General features: G+C 34.8%; 8 protein-coding genes. All 8 read left to right on the top strand.

The features are described from left to right. The first annotated feature begins 221 nt into the window (after positions 1-221). Positions 222-860, top strand: a complete 639-nt coding sequence (locus N456_RS07315; RefSeq protein ID WP_062055457.1) for an HAD family hydrolase — start codon at positions 222-224, stop codon at positions 858-860. Beyond that, entirely contained in the window at positions 857-1,654 is a 798-nt protein-coding gene (locus tag N456_RS07310; RefSeq protein WP_205410255.1) for an STM4013/SEN3800 family hydrolase, read from the top strand. Before N456_RS07315 ends, N456_RS07310 begins: the two co-directional genes overlap by 4 nt. Continuing rightward, on the top strand, positions 1,651-2,964 hold the full coding sequence (locus N456_RS07305) for an STM4012 family radical SAM protein (protein WP_062055453.1): 1,314 nt from the start codon (positions 1,651-1,653) through the stop codon (positions 2,962-2,964). The genes N456_RS07310 and N456_RS07305 overlap by 4 nt, the downstream gene beginning before the upstream one ends. Continuing rightward, positions 2,955-3,818 (top strand): STM4011 family radical SAM protein, encoded by an 864-nt coding sequence (locus tag N456_RS07300; protein ID WP_062055451.1) that lies wholly within the window; start codon positions 2,955-2,957, stop codon positions 3,816-3,818. The genes N456_RS07305 and N456_RS07300 overlap by 10 nt, the downstream gene beginning before the upstream one ends. Before the next feature lie 11 nt (positions 3,819-3,829). After that, on the top strand, positions 3,830-4,750 hold the full coding sequence (locus N456_RS07295) for an STM4015 family protein (RefSeq protein WP_062055449.1): 921 nt from the start codon (positions 3,830-3,832) through the stop codon (positions 4,748-4,750). Positions 4,751-4,756: 6 nt separating this feature from the next. After that, complete coding sequence (locus tag N456_RS07290) at positions 4,757-5,857, top strand: STM4014 family protein (protein ID WP_062055447.1); 1,101 nt, start codon at positions 4,757-4,759, stop codon at positions 5,855-5,857. Further along, a complete protein-coding gene (gene cysC / locus N456_RS07285; RefSeq protein ID WP_062055445.1) occupies positions 5,854-6,381 on the top strand; it encodes an adenylyl-sulfate kinase in 528 nt (175 codons plus the stop codon). Before N456_RS07290 ends, cysC begins: the two co-directional genes overlap by 4 nt. 985 nt (positions 6,382-7,366) lie before the next feature. After that, positions 7,367-18,925: a T9SS type B sorting domain-containing protein gene (locus tag N456_RS07275; RefSeq protein WP_158447845.1), complete on the top strand. Its 11,559-nt coding sequence runs from the start codon at positions 7,367-7,369 to the stop codon at positions 18,923-18,925. Positions 18,926-18,955 lie beyond the last annotated feature (30 nt).

Genomic DNA, 18,955 nt, shown 5'->3' with positions numbered 1-18,955 from the left:
ATTGAAGAATTAATCAGTGGATTAGTTGTGTCTGATTTTTTTTATTTTTAAATATTTATTAATGAGTTGTTTATGTAAGTAAAGCTTTTGTTTAGAAGCATTGTATATTTCTATATAAAGTTTACACATTATAGAAAAAAAGAAATTAATAAGTAGTTGAGATGTGTATACTACCAAAGAAATGACTATGTTGTTCTATTATTTATAAAGTATAGGCTCTAATGAAGACCATTTTATTCGATCTAGATAATACGTTACTAGATCGTAATACGGCATATCAATCATGGCTACAATCGATGTTGGCTTCTCATATGATTTCTCCTTCTAGTAAAGAATGGGAGATAATTCTACAAAAAGATAATTGGGGATATACGTCTCGTTATATTTTTTATAAATGGTTATGTGTTACCTATCAATTACCATACTCTGTACCTCAATTGATCGAAAAAGGAGCTAAAGAAATACATTTGTTTATATCACCTGTTAATCAAGAGGTAATAGCTCTTTTGAAACAGTTACAAAATACTTATCAAATAGGGATTGTAACCAATGGAGGAAGTATAAACCAAAGAAATAAGTTAAATAGCAGTAAAATAACCTCTTTTTTTAAAAAAGAAGCTATTTTTATTTCATCAGAAATAGGATATTCAAAACCCGATATCAATTATTACAGGTATATAGAGAATACATTACAAAAAACATCAGATATGTTTGTAATTGTAGGAGACGATCCCATTAATGATATTAAGGGAGGAACTGATGCAGGTTGGAAAACAGTATGGCTAAATAAAGGGAGAATAACAACGATAAAATCAGATTATAGTATTAACTCTATAATTGATCTAATAAATATATTTTGAACATAAATAACTTAATACCAGAAACTGATTTTGTATTTATTACTATTGATTCTTTACGATACGATGCTGCGCAAGAATTATTTTTAGAAGATAAACTACCTAATTTTAAAAAATGGTTACCAAAAGAAGGATGGGAAAAACGATTTACTCCTGCTAGTTTTACATTTCCTGCACATCATGCTTTTTTTGGAGGATTTTTACCCACTAAAATAAACGAAAAAATAACTCCAAGATTATTTGCATCTCGTTTTCAGGGTAGTGAGTCTACTACACCACATACCTATACATTTACAGAGTCTACTATTATAGCATCTTTGGAGAATATAGGATATGATACAGTATGTATAGGAGGAGTAGGTTTTTTCAATAAACAAACAGCGATAAGTAATGTGTTTCCGGATATGTTTCAATATAGCGAATGGTCAGAAAAACTAGGAGTGACAGAAAAATACTCTACAGCATACCAGTTTAAGAAAGCAGAAGAATATCTTAATCATGAAAACCCCTTGTTTTTATTTATAAATATATCCGCAACTCACCAACCTACTCATTTTTATATAGAAGGAAAAGAAAAAGACGATTATCAGACCCATAAAGCAGCATTGATATATGTCGATTCTCAATTGCAAATATTGCAAGAAGCATTCGAAAAAAGAAAACGAGATCAATTTATTATAGCATGTAGCGATCATGGAACTGCTTTTGGCGAAGATGGACAATGGGGACATAGAAATGGACATGAAGTAGTAATGACAGTACCATATTTAGAATACTTAAATAAAAAACAAAAATGATAGTAGCTCCAGAACTGGATACCATAACTCAGAACCTATATCAGGGGTATACCTATTCATACCCACATAAGTCTACATATCGAAATTTTGAAAAAATCTCTTTAGAAGAAGTATGGGAACAAGAAAACAGGAAACGTCTTTTTTTTTATACACATATTCCTTTTTGCGAAATGCGTTGTGGTTTTTGTAATTTATTTACTATTGCTAACCCAAAAGAAGGAGTAAAAGCATACATAGATGCATTGCGAAGAGAAATGGAAACGTATAAAGAACTGTTTGATGATGCAATTTTTACCAATTTTGCAATTGGTGGAGGAACCCCCACTTTTTTAGAACCCGATGAATTAGAACTTCTATTGCGGTATATCAAAAACATGGGTGTTGATATGCACATGTATTATGGTTCTATAGAAGCCTCTCCTAAAACCTTAACTAAAGAAAAAATTAAACTCATAGAAGAATACGGAATTACACGATTAAGCATGGGGGTACAATCGTGGATAGAGGATGAAACAAAAGCGTTAGGACGTCCGCAATCAATACGGCAAACAACAGCTAAGGTTACGCAATTAGCGCTATCTGCTATTCCAGAATTTAACTTAGATCTTATCTATGGAGCAGAAAATCAAACCAAAGACAGCTTTCTATATTCGATAGAAAAAACAGTAGAGTTTCAGCCAACAGAAATTTTTCTATATCCATTATACGTTCGTCAATTAACAGGTCTAGGAAAAAGAAATATAGAAAAAAATGATCATAGACAAGAGTTATACCTTATAGGGCGAGATGCACTATTAAACTCAGGATATGAACAAACAAGTATGCGATGTTTTAGAAAAAAGAATACCTCTATTAGTACAATAACAGATCAGTATGATTCTGTATTAGATGGTATGATAGGAATAGGAGCAGGAGCAAGGTCGTACACACAGCAATTACATTATAGTACGGATTATGCAGTAGATAGAAAAGTAATAAAAAATATCATTTCTAATTATACCAATACCAATGATTTTAAAACGATTTCTTACGGAATACGATTGAGTAAATGGGAACAAAAAACACGATTTGTAATTAAATCCATTACAGACGGTGGATGCTTATCTCCAGACAAATATCAACACCGTTTTGGGGCTAATGTTTTTGAAGAATTCGAGTTGCTTAATATATTACAAGAAAAAGAGTGGCTGATACAAGAAGGAGATATATATAAACTATCTCAGCAAGGAATGTGTTATGAAGATGCAATAGGACCTGTTTTATATACAGATAATGTAAAATCATTAATGGAAGAGTATACATGGAAGTAGAGAACACAAGCTGGAATATTTTATACAGAGGGTCACTAGACAGTTGTAATTATGATTGCCCTTACTGTCCATTTGCAAAGAAAAAAAATACTCGACAAGAATTACAATATGATCAGGAGTGCCTTGACCGTTTTACAAACTGGGTAGCTAGCAGAAATGAAACGATACATATATTATTAACCCCATGGGGAGAAGGACTTATACGTAAGTATTATCAAAAAGCAATGATTGATCTTAGTCATATGAGTACAGTCGCTAAAATAGCAATTCAGACTAATTTATCATGCAGTTTAGATTGGATCCATCAAGTCAATAAAAAAACATTTGCACTATGGGTAACCTATCATCCTAATGAAGTTGATTTTGAGGTTTTTGTAAGAAAATGCAATTTTTTGATTGCTAATGATATACAGTTTAGCATAGGAATCGTAGGGGTAAAAGAACATTTTGAAGCGATTGAGCGATTAAAAGAAGAAATTAAAGATCGATATATCTGGATCAATGCCTATAAACGAGAAGAAAACTATTATACCGAATATGAAAAAGCATGGTTAACCAATGTAGACTCACTATTTCCTTATAATAATACAGTATACAACACCAAAGGTAAAAAATGTAATGCAGGTCATACCAGTTTTTCTATTGATGGAAACGGAGACATGTATCCTTGTCATTTTATTAAAAATAAATTAGGAAATATATACACTGATGATGTAAAAATACTTTTGCAACCTAAGCAATGTATCAATACAGAGTGCAGATGTTATATCGGTTATATAAACCTTCAAGAACTTGACTTAGAAAATATTTACGGAAATCAAATTTTAGAAAGAATACCTTTAACTATTAAATAAATATATATAAAATGACTGTTAATCAATACCAAGAGACATTTAATAATAAACCAGTAAAAGTATTTCAGATAGGAGATACTATTGATCCTAATGTTTGTTACAAGGTAGAATCTCCTTATGAGGATAAACATTCTGTAGTAGACAGGCTAAAAAGTTTAGTAGAAACGGGAGCTACTGATACAATGCAAGAACTGATTATCGGAGCTTGGCAAGACTCTTATGAAGTAGATCCAACTGCTATCTTAAATTATTTGATAACTCATAAATCAAGTTTTTTGCAGTTAAAACATGTTTTTATAGGAGATATGACCTATGAAGATTGTGAAATGTCTTGGATTAATCAGACAGATTATAATCAATTTCTCACAACATTCTCAGAGTTAGAAACTTTCTGTGTTAGAGGAGGCCAAGGATTAAAAATTGGAAAGGTAAACTTACCAAAACTAAAAAAATTAAGAATAGAAACAGGTGGGCTAGATGAAGAAGTAATTACAAGTTTAATAGCTTCAAAAGCATCTTTTGAAAATTTAGAATACCTAGAAATTTGGTTAGGAACAGATGAATACGGAGCTACAGTAACTATAGATAAGGTAAAAGAACTAATCGATGGAGTAGGGTTTCCTAAACTCACACATTTAGGGCTTCAGAACTCAGATATGCAAGATGAAATAGCAATTTTATTAAAAGATCATCCGATCTTAAGCAGAATTGAAACTCTTGATATTTCGATGGGAACACTTACTAAAAAAGGAGCAGAAGCGCTACTTGCTAATGATGGATTATTACAATTAAAACATATCAATTGTAGGCATCATTTTATCCCAGATAATCTTATAAAAGAGCTCGTAGAAAAATTTAAAAACCAGCACATAAATCTAAGTGATCAAGAAGAAATAGAAGACGATTGGCTATATGTAGAGGTTGGAGAATAAGTCGTAATGAATCAGACTATCAATCATGTATGTATTGCTCCAAAAAACTCTAGAAGAGTTCAATTTTGGAATGAGGTTTTGGAGCAATATAACCATCAATTAATACATATTAGTTATCTAGATATTATAAATGATACATATATATTATCTCATACAACGACTTATGTTTTTAGGTTAGAATCTTCTGGAGAAGATTTTGAAACCTATAAAAGCATTTTATTATTAGGATGCGAAACACAATCACAAATTGATGAGGTGTGTCTACTACAAGAAGATTTTGGACAAGTGGCACGTTTCAAAACATGGTATCGAGGATGGTGCATACTATTATCCAAAATCAAAAATTTATCAAAAACATATACCATTAGTTTTATAAATGATCCAGAATCAATCGCACATGTTTTTGATAAGCATAAGACACAAAAAACTTTAAAATCAAAACAGATATCCTGTCCAATCCTAATTGGAAGTTGCGAAAGTTATGAAATGTTGCTCAGAAAAATGAAACTACACTCCATATCTCAGGTGTTTATAAAACCATCCTATGGTTCATCAGCATCCGGAGTCATGGCTTTTCGATATGCTAATCCTAGTAAGCAGGTATTATATACTACAATAAAAGAACAAAACGGGAAATTATACAATAGCCTAAGAATTATTAAGTATACCAACCCAGATGCTATTAAAAGAATTATTGAAGCTATGGTTGATACAGATTTAATTATTGAAAAATGGATTCCAAAATGGAATTATAATGGATACAGTATTGATTTTAGAGTAGTGGTAATAAACAATAGAATAGAATTTATAGTCCCTAGAGCGAGTAAGCATATGATTACGAATCTACATTTAGGAAACCAGAAACTTGATCTGAAAGAAGCTGGTATTACAGAAAAAATACAACATAATATAGAAGCGGTTATAAAAAAGACAATGCTAGAGTTTCCAAAGCTAAACTATGCAGGGATTGATATATTAGTAGATAGATCAGGTAAGGTATTTGTTATAGAAATCAATGCTTTTGGAGATATGTTACTAGGTATAAAAAACACAAAAAACAAAACTGTATATGAACAAGAATATGAATCTTTATTTGCGATAAATTGAAACCAGTATTTATACTCTTAACAGGGCTTTCTGGTAGTGGTAAAACAACCTTAGGAAGCAAATTAACTTCTTACTATACTACAAGAGGTAAGAAGATAATACATTTAGATGGAGATATCATACGAAAAAAATATCATCAGTCATTAGGATTTAGTAGAGAAGATCGCCAGAAACAACTAATGCAAACAGGAGTCTTGGGAGTATCTTATCTTAAAAAAGGAATACCTGTAATAGCATCTTTGATTGCACCTTATCATGAGGATAGGATAAAAATAAAAGAATATATAAAGAATAAAGGGTTTCATTTTATTCTTATTCATATAGATTGTCCTATAGATATATGTATACAAAGAGATGCTAAAGGACTATACAAAAAAGCATTACAAGGAAGAATTAAAAACTTTACAGGAATTAATGCACCATATGAAACTCCTTTACATCCTGATTTGGTCATTATGACTCACTTGTTAAATCCAGAGTTATCAATGTTAAAGTGTATAACAGAAAAAATTATTGAAGATTAAATCTTGATTAAGCAATACGACTCTTCCAAGACCTATATGATCAAGCTCTAAGGCTAAACGTTTAACAATGATCATCCAAATTTTAATGACATTGTCTCATCAGAAGGTCTCTAAGACCCTCCGATGGGTCTTTTAGATAAAGTGTTTAACCTGTTACCTTAAATTTTTAAGGTAAAAAGCTAAACGTTTAACTCTTTACCCTGAATTTTTAACCTCTAAAGCTAAATTTTTAACCAATGGAATTAAAAATTGCACTCTTAGAGTTAAACGGAACGTCTTTTTGACCCATCGTAGCGACTTTTGGGATAAATAGTGAATGATTATCAATTATTATGTTTTTTTAATAATCACATTGTATTATCAATTCAGAACACATCTTTTAGGCATAATTCAAAAAAATCGTCAAGTTGAGAGATTTTTTCATAATGATCAATCGACTTTGGCTTATTTAGAGCGAAGTCAAAAAACTCGAGATGATATAGAGAAAAATTAACCTGCCTTAAGTTAGATTGGAGATATTGAAATTAGGTTTTTGACGAAAGTTTACCTGTAATTCGATATAATTTACTATCTAAAACTACTCTAACGGACTTAAATTTTGTTACATCGAATTCATATTGCATCAAGATCACTTCTTTACGGTAGATATGATAATTGTTTTGTTTTGATATCCTTAATTTATATGAATTACTAATGTTAAACCGTACATATTTTGGTTTTTTTCCATATCCTAAGGAAGGCAATAATAATATAACTTCACACAATTAATATTAGTTAAAATTAGCATAATTAAAAAGTAGCTAGAAGGGCTTGCCTTTTATCGGATCATTAGCTGTTTCATCGAATAGTCTGCTGTATTCTGATAATACTTTTTTTAGTTAAAAATAGGATTACTTTAAATTCGTATTTCATAGTAGAACCGTTATAGATGGAAAAAAAATACTTTAATTTTACATTTTCAAAAAGAATAACCTCAACTTTTTTATTGAAAAATAAACTTTTTTCTTTGTTGATATTGTTATTCATATTCTCATCAGTACAGCTTTTTGGTCAGAATTGTTCCCCTAACGCGGGACCAGATCAGCTTATTTGTGCAGGAGATGCCCTTGTATTATCGGGCTCTGTATCAGGACCAAGTTCTGGATCTCTTTGGATACAAACAGGAGGACCATCGGTGATTATTCAATCTCCAAATACATTAATAACTAATGTTACTGGATTTAGTGGAGGGAATACATATCAATTTGCATTAGTAGGCTCTTGTGGAGATGGAGTGGATAATCAAAACGAAATGCAAGTAATGGTGCGACCTATTACTATAGCAAATGCTGGTAGTGATGTTTCATCTTGCCCTAGCAATGGAGGAGTTGTTCTTACAGGAAACCCACCACTAAACGGAGAAGTTGTCGAATGGTCTGTTGTAGGAAATAATGATGCAGGTGTGGTTATTAACTTTCCAAATCAATCTACTACTTCTATTTCCTTACCATCTGGTAGTTGTGGAGCTACAACATTACGATATACTATAACAAATGAAAATGCTCTAGGACCTAACCTAGATTGTACATCTACAGATGATTTAATTGTTACTAATTTTGGTGGAGTAAATACAGTAACTGCGGGTGGAGATCAAACACTCACTAATTGCTATACAGCAACCCAAAGAACTAATCTAGCAGGATCTTTTGGAGGTTGTGGACTAGGAGGACAAAATGGAATGTGGTCTTTTGTGAGTGGACCAAATAACCCAAATATTGTAAGCGCAAATACCCCGAATACTAGAGTGACTAGACTACAAGAAGGAACCTATGTCTTTAGGTGGAGTGTAAGTGGTCCATGTGTTAATGGTAGTGATACAGTATCGATTACTGTTCCAGCAGCAACACAAGATGTCACAACAGCATCTGTAGCTGAGAACAATATTGTTTTTTGCGACAACACGATAAATCAAGCTACTTTAGTAGGTAATGAAATTACTTTTGATGGAGAAGCTGTAGCATGGACATATTCGGGATCTGATCCTGATCTGGTGATTAATGATGCTACGAACCCTACCACCTTAGTTACAGGATTAGACCCATCTAATGATCCTTATAATTTTACATATACGATTCAGAACGGAACTACATTATGTGATTCTGAGACAACAGTACAAATACGATTTAGACCGCCATCACCTACTATTATGGTCAATGGAGGAGCAGACATTATAGGAGATTGTAACGTGTTCGAAATTCCGATAGGAATAATTACATCTGGAGGAAATTCTACAACATATAGTATTATTAGTGGTCCTGTAGATAATTTAAATTCTCCTCCTCTGGTTACCTATCCAACTCCTTTTCAAGGATTAGGAGGAAATTTTTCAGGAGGGATTTTTAATCTAGATTTCGTAGATCAATTTGGCTTATCAAGTCTTGCAGGATTACCACCAGGAACATATACTATTGAGTTTCGAAGAGACCAGACCGGAAACACTTTAACAGCATGTACAAATGCTTCAGCAACAATTAATGTTACCATTACAAGATCAGCAACATTACCAAGTGCAGGAGGAGATGTTACCCTAGATTGTAGTGCTTCATCTACAACATTAAATGGAAATCCAATTGCTGTAGGAACTTCAATTTGGACGCAGATAAGTGGTCCAACATCAGCTACCATAGACAATTCTTTTAATGAACTCATTAATATTTCAAATTTAACTGTAGCCGGAGAATATATATTTCGATATAGTGTTACAGGAGGTCCTTCTACAGGTTGCCAAGTAACTCCTGATGATGTAAAAATAACCGTAGCACCTGGAGTTATTGATACAGCTGTGATTGCTACGGCACCACAATTGATTTGTGCAGATACAAATTTTCAACTTAATGCCAATACTCCAGGAGATGGGCAAATTGGTACTTGGACAGCCTCGCCCACAGGACCAGTTTTTGTAAATGCTAATGACCCCAATACAATAGTTTCGGGATTATCGATACAAAATCAAACGTATACATTTATTTGGACAATAGATTTAGAAGCAACTGGAGCAGGAGGTGCTTGTCCTACACCAAGTAGTGATACTGTAGATATTACTACCAATGCAGCAGCAGGACCTCAGAATGTATCTGCAGGAGCAGATATTTGTTTACCTGCAGGATCTGGACCTTTTCAGCTTAATGGTAGTACATTAGCATCTGGAGAAACTGGATTATGGACTAGTACTAATCCCAGCGTTACTTTTAATGATGATACACTACCAAATGCTACTCCAACGTTTCCTGCAAATGGAACTTATATGCTTACTTGGACGGTAACATCTGCGGGCTGTCAATCTGTTTCTGATGAGGTGAAAGTAACATTAGCAAATGATGCTACAGTAGATGCTGGAACCAATAAAAATGGCTGTCAGAATACTTTTACTATGGATGCAAGCCCTTTGCCCGATGGTGCTACTGGAATGTGGACATTGGATACAGGAAATGGAGGGTTTACATTCATCGATGAAACCAATCCTCTTTCTGATGTCTCATTTACATTTTCAGGAACATATGTGTTTAATTGGACAGTAACAGGATGTACTACGGCGACAGATCAAGTTACTATCGAAGTAGGTATTCCACCAACAAATGCAACTGCAGGAAATGATCAAAATGTTTGTGGACTAACTACAGTAACATTAAATGGGAATACTTTTAATCCAAATATAGAAACAGGATATTGGAGCGTACTTTCTGGAGCGCCAAGTACCCCCGTTTTTGCTAATGTTAATGACCCTAATACTTCAGTAAGTAATCTTGTTACAGGAACCTATGTTTTTAAATGGAGCATTATTGGTAGTCCTATTTGTCCTACTACTTCTGATGATGTACAGATACAAGTTGCAGCTCCAGCAGATGCAGGGCCTGATCAAGAATTTTGCGAAGCTTCTAGTGTATTATTACAAGGTACAAAGGGGTCTACAGGAACATGGACACAAGTATCAACGACTGCTCCAACAAATTCAGTAATTATGCAGTCTCCAGCTCCAAGCCCTACAGGAGGTAGTAATACAGCCAATGCAACAATAACACCAGGGCATACTTATGTTTTTCAGTATGAACCAGATGATGTAACGTTTCCTAGTGGTACACCTGTGAATTGTGATCCAGGAACAGATACAGTGACTATTACTACTGCAACAGCTCCTGCACCTCCAAATGCAGGACCTGATCAGGTTAAATGTACTCAAGATGCTCCTATAAGGCAAGTTACTTTGGCAGGTAATGCCCCAGAACCAGGAGTTAACGGACAATGGTCTGTTGTATTTCCGACAAGTGGAGGTGGTGCAGTATTTGCCGATAGTACAGATCCTACAACAACATTGAGTAACCTAAGTCAAGGATTATACATTTTAGAATGGACTTTTACCAAAGGCGCTTGTATTAAATTAACAGATGTAGTACGTATAGAAGTATTTAGAGAACCAAGTACTGCAGATGCAGGACCTGATCAAAATAATGCTTGCCAGTTAAATGCGCAACTTAATGCAGATCCGCCAAATCGAGGAATAGGAACATGGTCTTTTGCAAATCCATCAGATGACCCCTCAGGAGGGACAATTGTAATTGACAGTCCTAATTCTCCTACAAGTACACTTTCTAATATTCCCAATACTATTAATACACCTTATACATTAACTTGGACTGTAACGAATGGTAATGGTTTTCCTGTAAGCCCTTCTGCTTGTGATCCTTCTATAGATACTGTTCAGGTTACTTTTACAGGAGCTCCTCCTTCTGCCGCAGAAGCAGGACCAGATCAGAACATATGTGCTGATCAAACTACATTGGCAGCAACTGCAATAACAACAGGTGTAGGAACTTGGACTCAGAATTCAGGCCCTAATACAGCTACAATTTTATCCCCTAATCTAGAGGATACTGCCGTTACAGGTCTGATTGCAGGAACTTATGAACTTGATTGGACAGTAACTAGTGGAGGATGTACTTTAACAGACAGAGTAGAAATAGTAGTTACAGAAGAACCTACTAGTGCAAATGCAGGTCCAGATCAAACAATAGCACAATCAACCCCTGTAACATTGGGAGCAACTACTGCAATTGTTGGACAGGGAGTTTGGTCACAAATATCAGGACCAACTACCGTAAATTTTATAGATCCCAATCTAGGAAATACAGATGTTACAGGAACAACACTTGGAACTTACGAATTTGAATGGACAATTTCTAATGGTATTTGTAATACGGTTTCTGATCGAGTTACGATTCAGATTATTGGAATATCCGATTTAGAATTGACAAAAACAGTTACGCCATCTTCAGTAAATGCAGGAGATATTGTCACATTTTCTCTAAATGTGCGTAATAATGAAGATTTGATTAATTCTATTGAAGCAACAGGTGTTTCTGTACAAGATATTATTCCATCAGGATATACTTTAGTACCAGGATCAGTAAGTAATGGAGGGAATTTTGATGTAGGAAATAATTCAATTACTTGGTCAAATTTAACAATACCTAATGTGCCAGATGGGGACTCTACTATCCAAAACCCAGCAAGTAGTCTGATACTTTCTTATCAGGTAACTGTAAATTCAATAGGGAGTTATATAAATAATGCACAGATTATAGCAAGTAACCAAGCAGATCCCGATAGTAATCCTAGTGAAGATGCTACAATAGATGATCTGGCAGATGGTATTGCTGATGATGATGAAACTAATGCAACGATAACAATTCAATCAGCTGACCTTCAGGTAAACAAAAGTGTTTTGCCAACTACCGCAAGTGTAGGAGAAACTGTAGTATTTACAGTAGAATTGATTAACAATGGTTCTGATACCGCAACTAATGTAAGTATTATAGATAAGTTACCAGCGGGATATAGTTATGTCTCTGACAATGGAGGAGGAAATTATAATGAAACCACAGGAATATGGACTTTAAGTTCGATTCCAAGTACAGTGCCAGGGAATACAGTAACATTAAGTATTACAGCTACGGTAAATGCTCCTACAGGAAATACTACAGATTTTGTAAATACAGCACAAGTATTTGCTAGTGATCAAAATGACCCTAATTCTACTCCGAATAATAATAATCCATCCGAAAATGATCAAAGTAGTGCTAATATAACTTTTGAAGAATCGGATCTTCAGTTGACCAAATTAGTAGCACCAGTTTCTGGAAATATAGGAGATGAAGTTACTTTTACAATTCAGGTATTAAATGATAATACAGGTACCAGTACAGGAGATGCTACTGGTGTAAGAATTGAAGATGTACTCCCTAGTGGGTATACATTAGTTCCAGGATCAGTCGACAATGGAGGAAGTTTTGATATTGCAAGTGGAACACTTATTTGGAATAATTTGTCCATTACTAATGGAGATACCTTATCATTAACTTATAGGGCTATTGTAAAGGCAACAGGAAATTATACAAACTCAGTTCAGATTAAAGCCTCTGACCTGACCGATCCCGATAGTAATCCTAATGAAGATAATACGGTAGATGATTTAGGAGATGGGATTGCTGATGATGATGAAGCTACTGCAACTTTTACCATTCAATCTGCAGATTTAGAAATAAGTAAAGGCCTCCGTTTAGGTTCTAGTGCTACTCCTAATGTTGGAGCTACGATTACCTTTGAAGTTGTTTTAACAAATAATGGAGGAGATCCAGCTACAGGTATTGCTATTTCGGATGTTATTCCTTCAGGTTTTACAGTGACTAACAGTAGTATTTCTAATGGCGGAACTTTAATAGGTAATACGATTAGTTGGAGTGGTTTATCTGTTCCATCTACAGGATCTAATACATTGACATTATCGTATGATGTTGTTGTTAACGCTCCTACAGGTGCTGTTGATGAGTATAAGAATATTGTTCAGGTAACGGCTAGTGATCAGTTTGATCCTGATAGTAGTCCAAATAATGATGACGGGGATCAGAGTGAGGATGATGAGAGTAGTTTTATAGTCACTCCTCAGCAATCGGATTTAAGTATTGAGAAGTTAGTAAGTACAAGTACTCCTAACCCAGGAGAAGTAGTTACTTTTACGATCAACCTTAGTAATGCAGGTGCTGTTGCTGCCAGTGGAGTGAGTATAGCAGATGTTGTTCCTGTCGGTTATGGTAATATTACCAACATTAGTACAGGTGGAACTTTATCAAGTAATACTGTTAGTTGGAGTGGTTTATCTGTTCCATTAGGAGTTAATAGTTTAGTGATGAGTTTTGATGCTACGGTACAAACACCTACAGGTGCTGTTGATGAGTATAAGAATATTGTTCAGGTAACGGCTAGTGATCAGTTTGACCCAAATAGTAGTCCGAATAATGATGATGGAGATCAGAGTGAGAATGATGAGGATAGTGTTGTTGTTGTTCCTAAGGTTTCCGATTTGAGTATTGTTAAATCAGTAAGTGATATGACTCCTAATGTAGGAGCTACGGTTACGTTTAGTTTAGCATTGACTAATTCAGGGCCTGATGTTGCTACAGGGGTTTCGGTATCAGATATTTTACCGAATGGTTTTACATTAGTAACGGTTAATAATGGCGGTAGTGTTATGGGTAATACAGCTAGTTGGACAGGGTTAAGTATTCCTTCTAATAATGGAGTAGTTACAGTTACTTATACCGCAGAAGTGAATGCTCCAGGAGTAGGAGTAAGTTATACGAATCAAGCTCAGATTACGGCTAGTGATCAGTTTGATCCTGATAGTGATCCAAGTGTTGATAGTACAGGAGATGATTTAGGAGATGGTATTGCTGATGATGATGAGACTACCTTAACACTTATCCCAGAGCAGGCAGATTTAAGTATCACTAAAGGATTGCAGAGTGGTAGTGCCACACCTAATGTTGGAGATACGTTGGTTTTTGAATTAACGATTAGTAATGCAGGTCCTGATATTGCTACTGGAGTAGCTATAGCAGACGTATTACCAGTAGGATTAACATTGATAAGTGTAAACAATTCAGGAACCACTGGTGGAAACACTGCAACATGGTCAGGCATATCTGTTCCAGCCAATGGAAGTGTGACTGTAACCTATTCAGCAAGTGTTAATGCACCTAGTGGAGTAGCTAATGAATATGTAAATAGTGCCCAGATTACTGCTAGTGATCAATTTGATCCAAACAGTGATCCAAGTGTTGATAATACTGTAGATGATTTAGGAGATGGTATTGCGGATAATGATGAGACTACCTTTAGCATTACCCCCCAGGTTTCCGATCTTTCTTTATCTAAGAGTTTTTCGGATGATAATGGAGGAGTTGTAAATGTTGGTGATGTACTTACATTTACAATAGGATTATCTAATGGAGGTACTGCAATAGGTACTAATGTAGCGTTTGTTGATAAGATCCCAGTAGGATATAGTTTAGTGAATGGTAGTATTAGTAACGGCGGTATTTTTAACCCCGGTAATACTAGTATTTCATGGACTCTTTCTAGTGTTCCTTTAGCGGGAGTTACAGTTAGCTATAAGGTTATGGTTAATGCACCTACAGGTGTAGTTGATGAATATAAAAATACAGTACAAGTGGTTGCTAGTGATCAATTTGATCCTGATAGTAGCCCTAATAATGATGATGGAGATCAAAGCGAGGATGATGAAGCTGCAGTAACGATAGTTCCATCCAGTTCTGATTTAGAAATAAGTAAAGGCCTCCGTTTAGGTTCTAGTGCTACTCCTAATGTTGGAGCTACGATTACCTTTGAAGTTGTTTTAACAAATAATGGGGGGGATCCTGCTACAGGTATTGCTATTTCGGATGTTATTCCTTCAGGTTTTACAGTGACTAGTAGTAGTATTTCTAATGGCGGAACTTTAATAGGTAATACGATTAGTTGGAGTGGTTTATCTGTTCCATCTACAGGATCTAATACATTGACATTATCGTATGATGTTGTTGTTAACGCTCCTACAGGTGCTGTTGATGAGTATAAGAATATTGTTCAGGTAACGGCTAGTGATCAGTTTGATCCTGATAGTAGTCCAAATAATGATGACGGGGATCAGAGTGAGGATGATGAGAGTAGTTTTATAGTCACTCCTCAGCAATCGGATTTAAGTATTGAGAAGTTAGTAAGTACAAGTACTCCTAACCCAGGAGAAGTAGTTACTTTTACGATCAACCTTAGTAATGCAGGTGCTGTTGCTGCCAGTGGAGTGAGTATAGCAGATGTTGTTCCTGTCGGTTATGGTAATATTACCAACATTAGTACAGGCGGAACTTTATCAAGTAATACTGTTAGTTGGAGTGGTTTATCTGTTCCATTAGGAGTTAATAGTTTAGTGATGAGTTTTGATGCTACGGTACAAACACCTACAGGTGCTGTTGATGAGTATAAGAATATTGTTCAGGTAACGGCTAGTGATCAGTTTGATCCAAATAGTAGTCCGAATAATGATGATGGAGATCAGAGTGAGAATGATGAGGATAGTGTTGTTGTTGTTCCTAAGGTTTCCGATTTGAGTATTGTTAAATCAGTAAGTGATATGACTCCTAATGTAGGAGCTACGGTTACGTTTAGTTTAGCATTGACTAATTCAGGGCCTGATGTTGCTACAGGGGTTTCGGTATCAGATATTTTACCGAATGGTTTTACATTAGTAACGGTTAATAATGGCGGTAGTGTTATGGGTAATACAGCTAGTTGGACAGGGTTAAGTGTTCCTTCTAATAATGGAGTAGTTACAGTTACTTATACCGCAGAAGTGAATGCTCCAGGAGTAGGAGTAAGTTATACGAATCAAGCTCAGATTACGGCTAGTGATCAGTTTGATCCTGATAGTGATCCAAGTGTTGATAGTACAGGAGATGATTTAGGAGATGGTATTGCTGATGATGATGAGACTACCTTAACACTTATCCCAGAGCAGGCAGATTTATCATTAACAAAAACTGTTATCGATGGAGATACTACACCCTTAATAGGATCTGAAATAACTTTTGAAGTAAGAGTAATAAATAACGGACCTAATGATGCTACAGGTGTAGTTGTAACAGATATATTACCATCAGGATATGATTTTGTTTTATATAGTTCTTCTGCCGGTGTATATAACGAGAATACAGGAATATGGAATTTAAATACTATTCCTTCTGGAGGTTCACAAACATTATTGATAGATGTATTGGTAAATGCTACAGGAGATTATTTAAATATTGCTCAAGTTACTGCTTCTGATGTTTTTGATGTAGACTCTGCTCCTAATAACGATGATGGTGATCAAAGTGAAGATGATGAAGATAGTGTTTTTGTAACACCAGTGCAGTCAATTTCTGATATTTCATTAACTAAAATAGTAGTGGATGGTGATACAACTCCACTTATTGGATCTGAAATTACATTTCAAATTACAGTTACTAATGATGGACCTCAGGATGCTACAGGTGTAGCAGTAACAGATTTATTGCCATCAGGGTATGATTTTGTGTTATTTAGTTCTACATCAGGATCCTATAGTGAAAATACAGGGGTTTGGACCATTGGTAATATTGCCAATAATACTTCAGAAACATTATTAATAGATGTATTGGTAAATGCTACAGGGGATTATTTAAATATAGCTCAGATTACAGCTTCTGATATTCTGGATTCAGACTCTACGCCTAATAATGATGATGGCGATCAGAGCGAAGATGATGAAGATAGTGTTATGGTAACGCCAGTGCAATCAATTTCTGATATTTCGTTAGCTAAAACTGTCGTAGATGGCGATATAACTCCACTTGTTGGATCTGAAATCACATTTCAAATCACAGTTACTAATGATGGACCTGAAGATGCTACAGGGATAGAAATAACAGATTTACTACCATCAGGATATGATTTTGTACTGTTTAGTTCAACAGCAGGTGTTTATGATGAGAATACAGGGATTTGGAAAGTTGGTAATGTTGCTAGTAATACTTCAGAGACTTTGCTAATTGATGTTTTGGTAAATTCTACAGGAGATTATTTAAATATAGCTCAGGTCACAGCTTCAGATATTTTGGATTCAGACTCTGCACCTAATAATGATGATGGAGATCAAAGCGAAGATGATGAAGATAATGCTGTTGTAACACCTATACAGTTAGTTGCTGATCTGGCATTAAACAAAACAGTTGTAGATCCAGATGATATAAGAGCAGAAGTCGGAGATGAGATTACTTTTCAGATTACTATTGCTAATACGGGACCCGAGGCTGCAACAGGAGTGGAGGTTGTAGATATATTACCTCCTGGATTTGACTATGTTGTATTTAGTGCTACTTCAGGGATTTATAATGATGTTACAGGTGTCTGGACAGTAGGATCTATCCCAAGTGGATTTACACAAACATTATTAATTGATGTTATTGTTAATGCCCCAACAGGAACTCCTAATGAGTTTGTAAATGTAGCACAGATTACGGCTAGTGATCAGTTAGATCCGAATAGTACACCTAATAATGATGACGGAGATCAAAGCGAAAATGACGAAGATAATATCGTGATATTTGTAGAGACTGCTGATCTAAGTATTGATAAATCAGTTAGTGATACAAACGCTAATGTAGGAGATGAAATCACATTTACGATACAAATTACTAATGCAGGACCTAATAATGCTACCGGAGTAGCCGTACAGGATGTGCTTCCTATAGGGTATAGTGCTATTACAAATATTAGTAATGGAGGGATATTAAATGAAAATATTATTGATTGGACAAATCTTACTATCCCTACTACAGGGCTAACGATTACTTATAGTGCAACGGTTAATATGCCTACACTTCAGGAGGGGGAATATCTTAATGTAGTACAAATCACGGCAAGTAATCAGTTTGATCCGAATAGTACCCCTAATAATGATGATGGAGATCAAAGTGAAAACGATGAGGATAGTACTTTTATAACAACTCCTGGAGTCGATATAGGAGTATTAAAAGTAGTTGATGATCAAAACCCAGCAATTGGGGATATGGTTACATTTACGATTACAGTATCAAATAGTGGAAGCCTTGCAGCTACTTCTGTAGAAATATTAGATATATTACCTGCAGGATATCGTTTTGAGTCTTTCGAATCTTCTTCAGGAACGTATAATGAGGTCAATGGAATTTGGCTAATACCTATTGTAAATAATGGAGAGTCACACACGTTACGTGTATTGGTAGAAGTATTGGATGTAGATGATTATCTAAATACTGCTTCTCTGGGATCTTTGGATCAAATCGATTCAAATCCAACAAATGATGAGAGTACTGCAACTGTAGAAACTAAATGTCTTACCATTTTTAATGAATTTTCACCAAACGATGATGGTACTAATGATGTTTTTTATATTGATTGCATCACTCGATATCCAAATAATAAACTAATTGTATATAATCGTTGGGGAAATATTGTATTTGAAAGAAAAGGGTATGATAATACTTGGAATGGTACTTCTGAAGGAAGAGCTACTATTTATGTTCAGGATAAACTACCAGTTGGGACATATTATTATATACTAGATCTTGGAGAAGGTTCTAAACCTAAAGCAGGTTGGTTATATATTAATAGATAATATTATAAAAAAACAAAAGAAGCAGATATC

The organism is Aquimarina longa SW024 (genome assembly GCF_001401755.1).
Classification (GTDB): Bacteria; Bacteroidota; Bacteroidia; order Flavobacteriales; family Flavobacteriaceae; genus Aquimarina; species Aquimarina longa.
The sequence above is the reverse complement of the archived record's forward strand: the minus strand, read 5'-3'. Positions and strand labels throughout refer to the sequence as shown.

Bases quoted from the DNA above. Each gene is read 5' to 3' on its own strand.
- N456_RS07315 (WP_062055457.1), top strand. From the start codon at position 222: ATGAAGACCATTTTATTCGATCTAGATAATACGTTACTAGATCGTAAT.
- N456_RS07305 (WP_062055453.1), top strand. From the start codon at position 1,651: ATGATAGTAGCTCCAGAACTGGATACCATAACTCAGAACCTATATCAG.
- N456_RS07300 (WP_062055451.1), top strand. From the start codon at position 2,955: ATGGAAGTAGAGAACACAAGCTGGAATATTTTATACAGAGGGTCACTA.
- N456_RS07295 (WP_062055449.1), top strand. From the start codon at position 3,830: ATGACTGTTAATCAATACCAAGAGACATTTAATAATAAACCAGTAAAA.
- N456_RS07290 (WP_062055447.1), top strand. From the start codon at position 4,757: ATGAATCAGACTATCAATCATGTATGTATTGCTCCAAAAAACTCTAGA.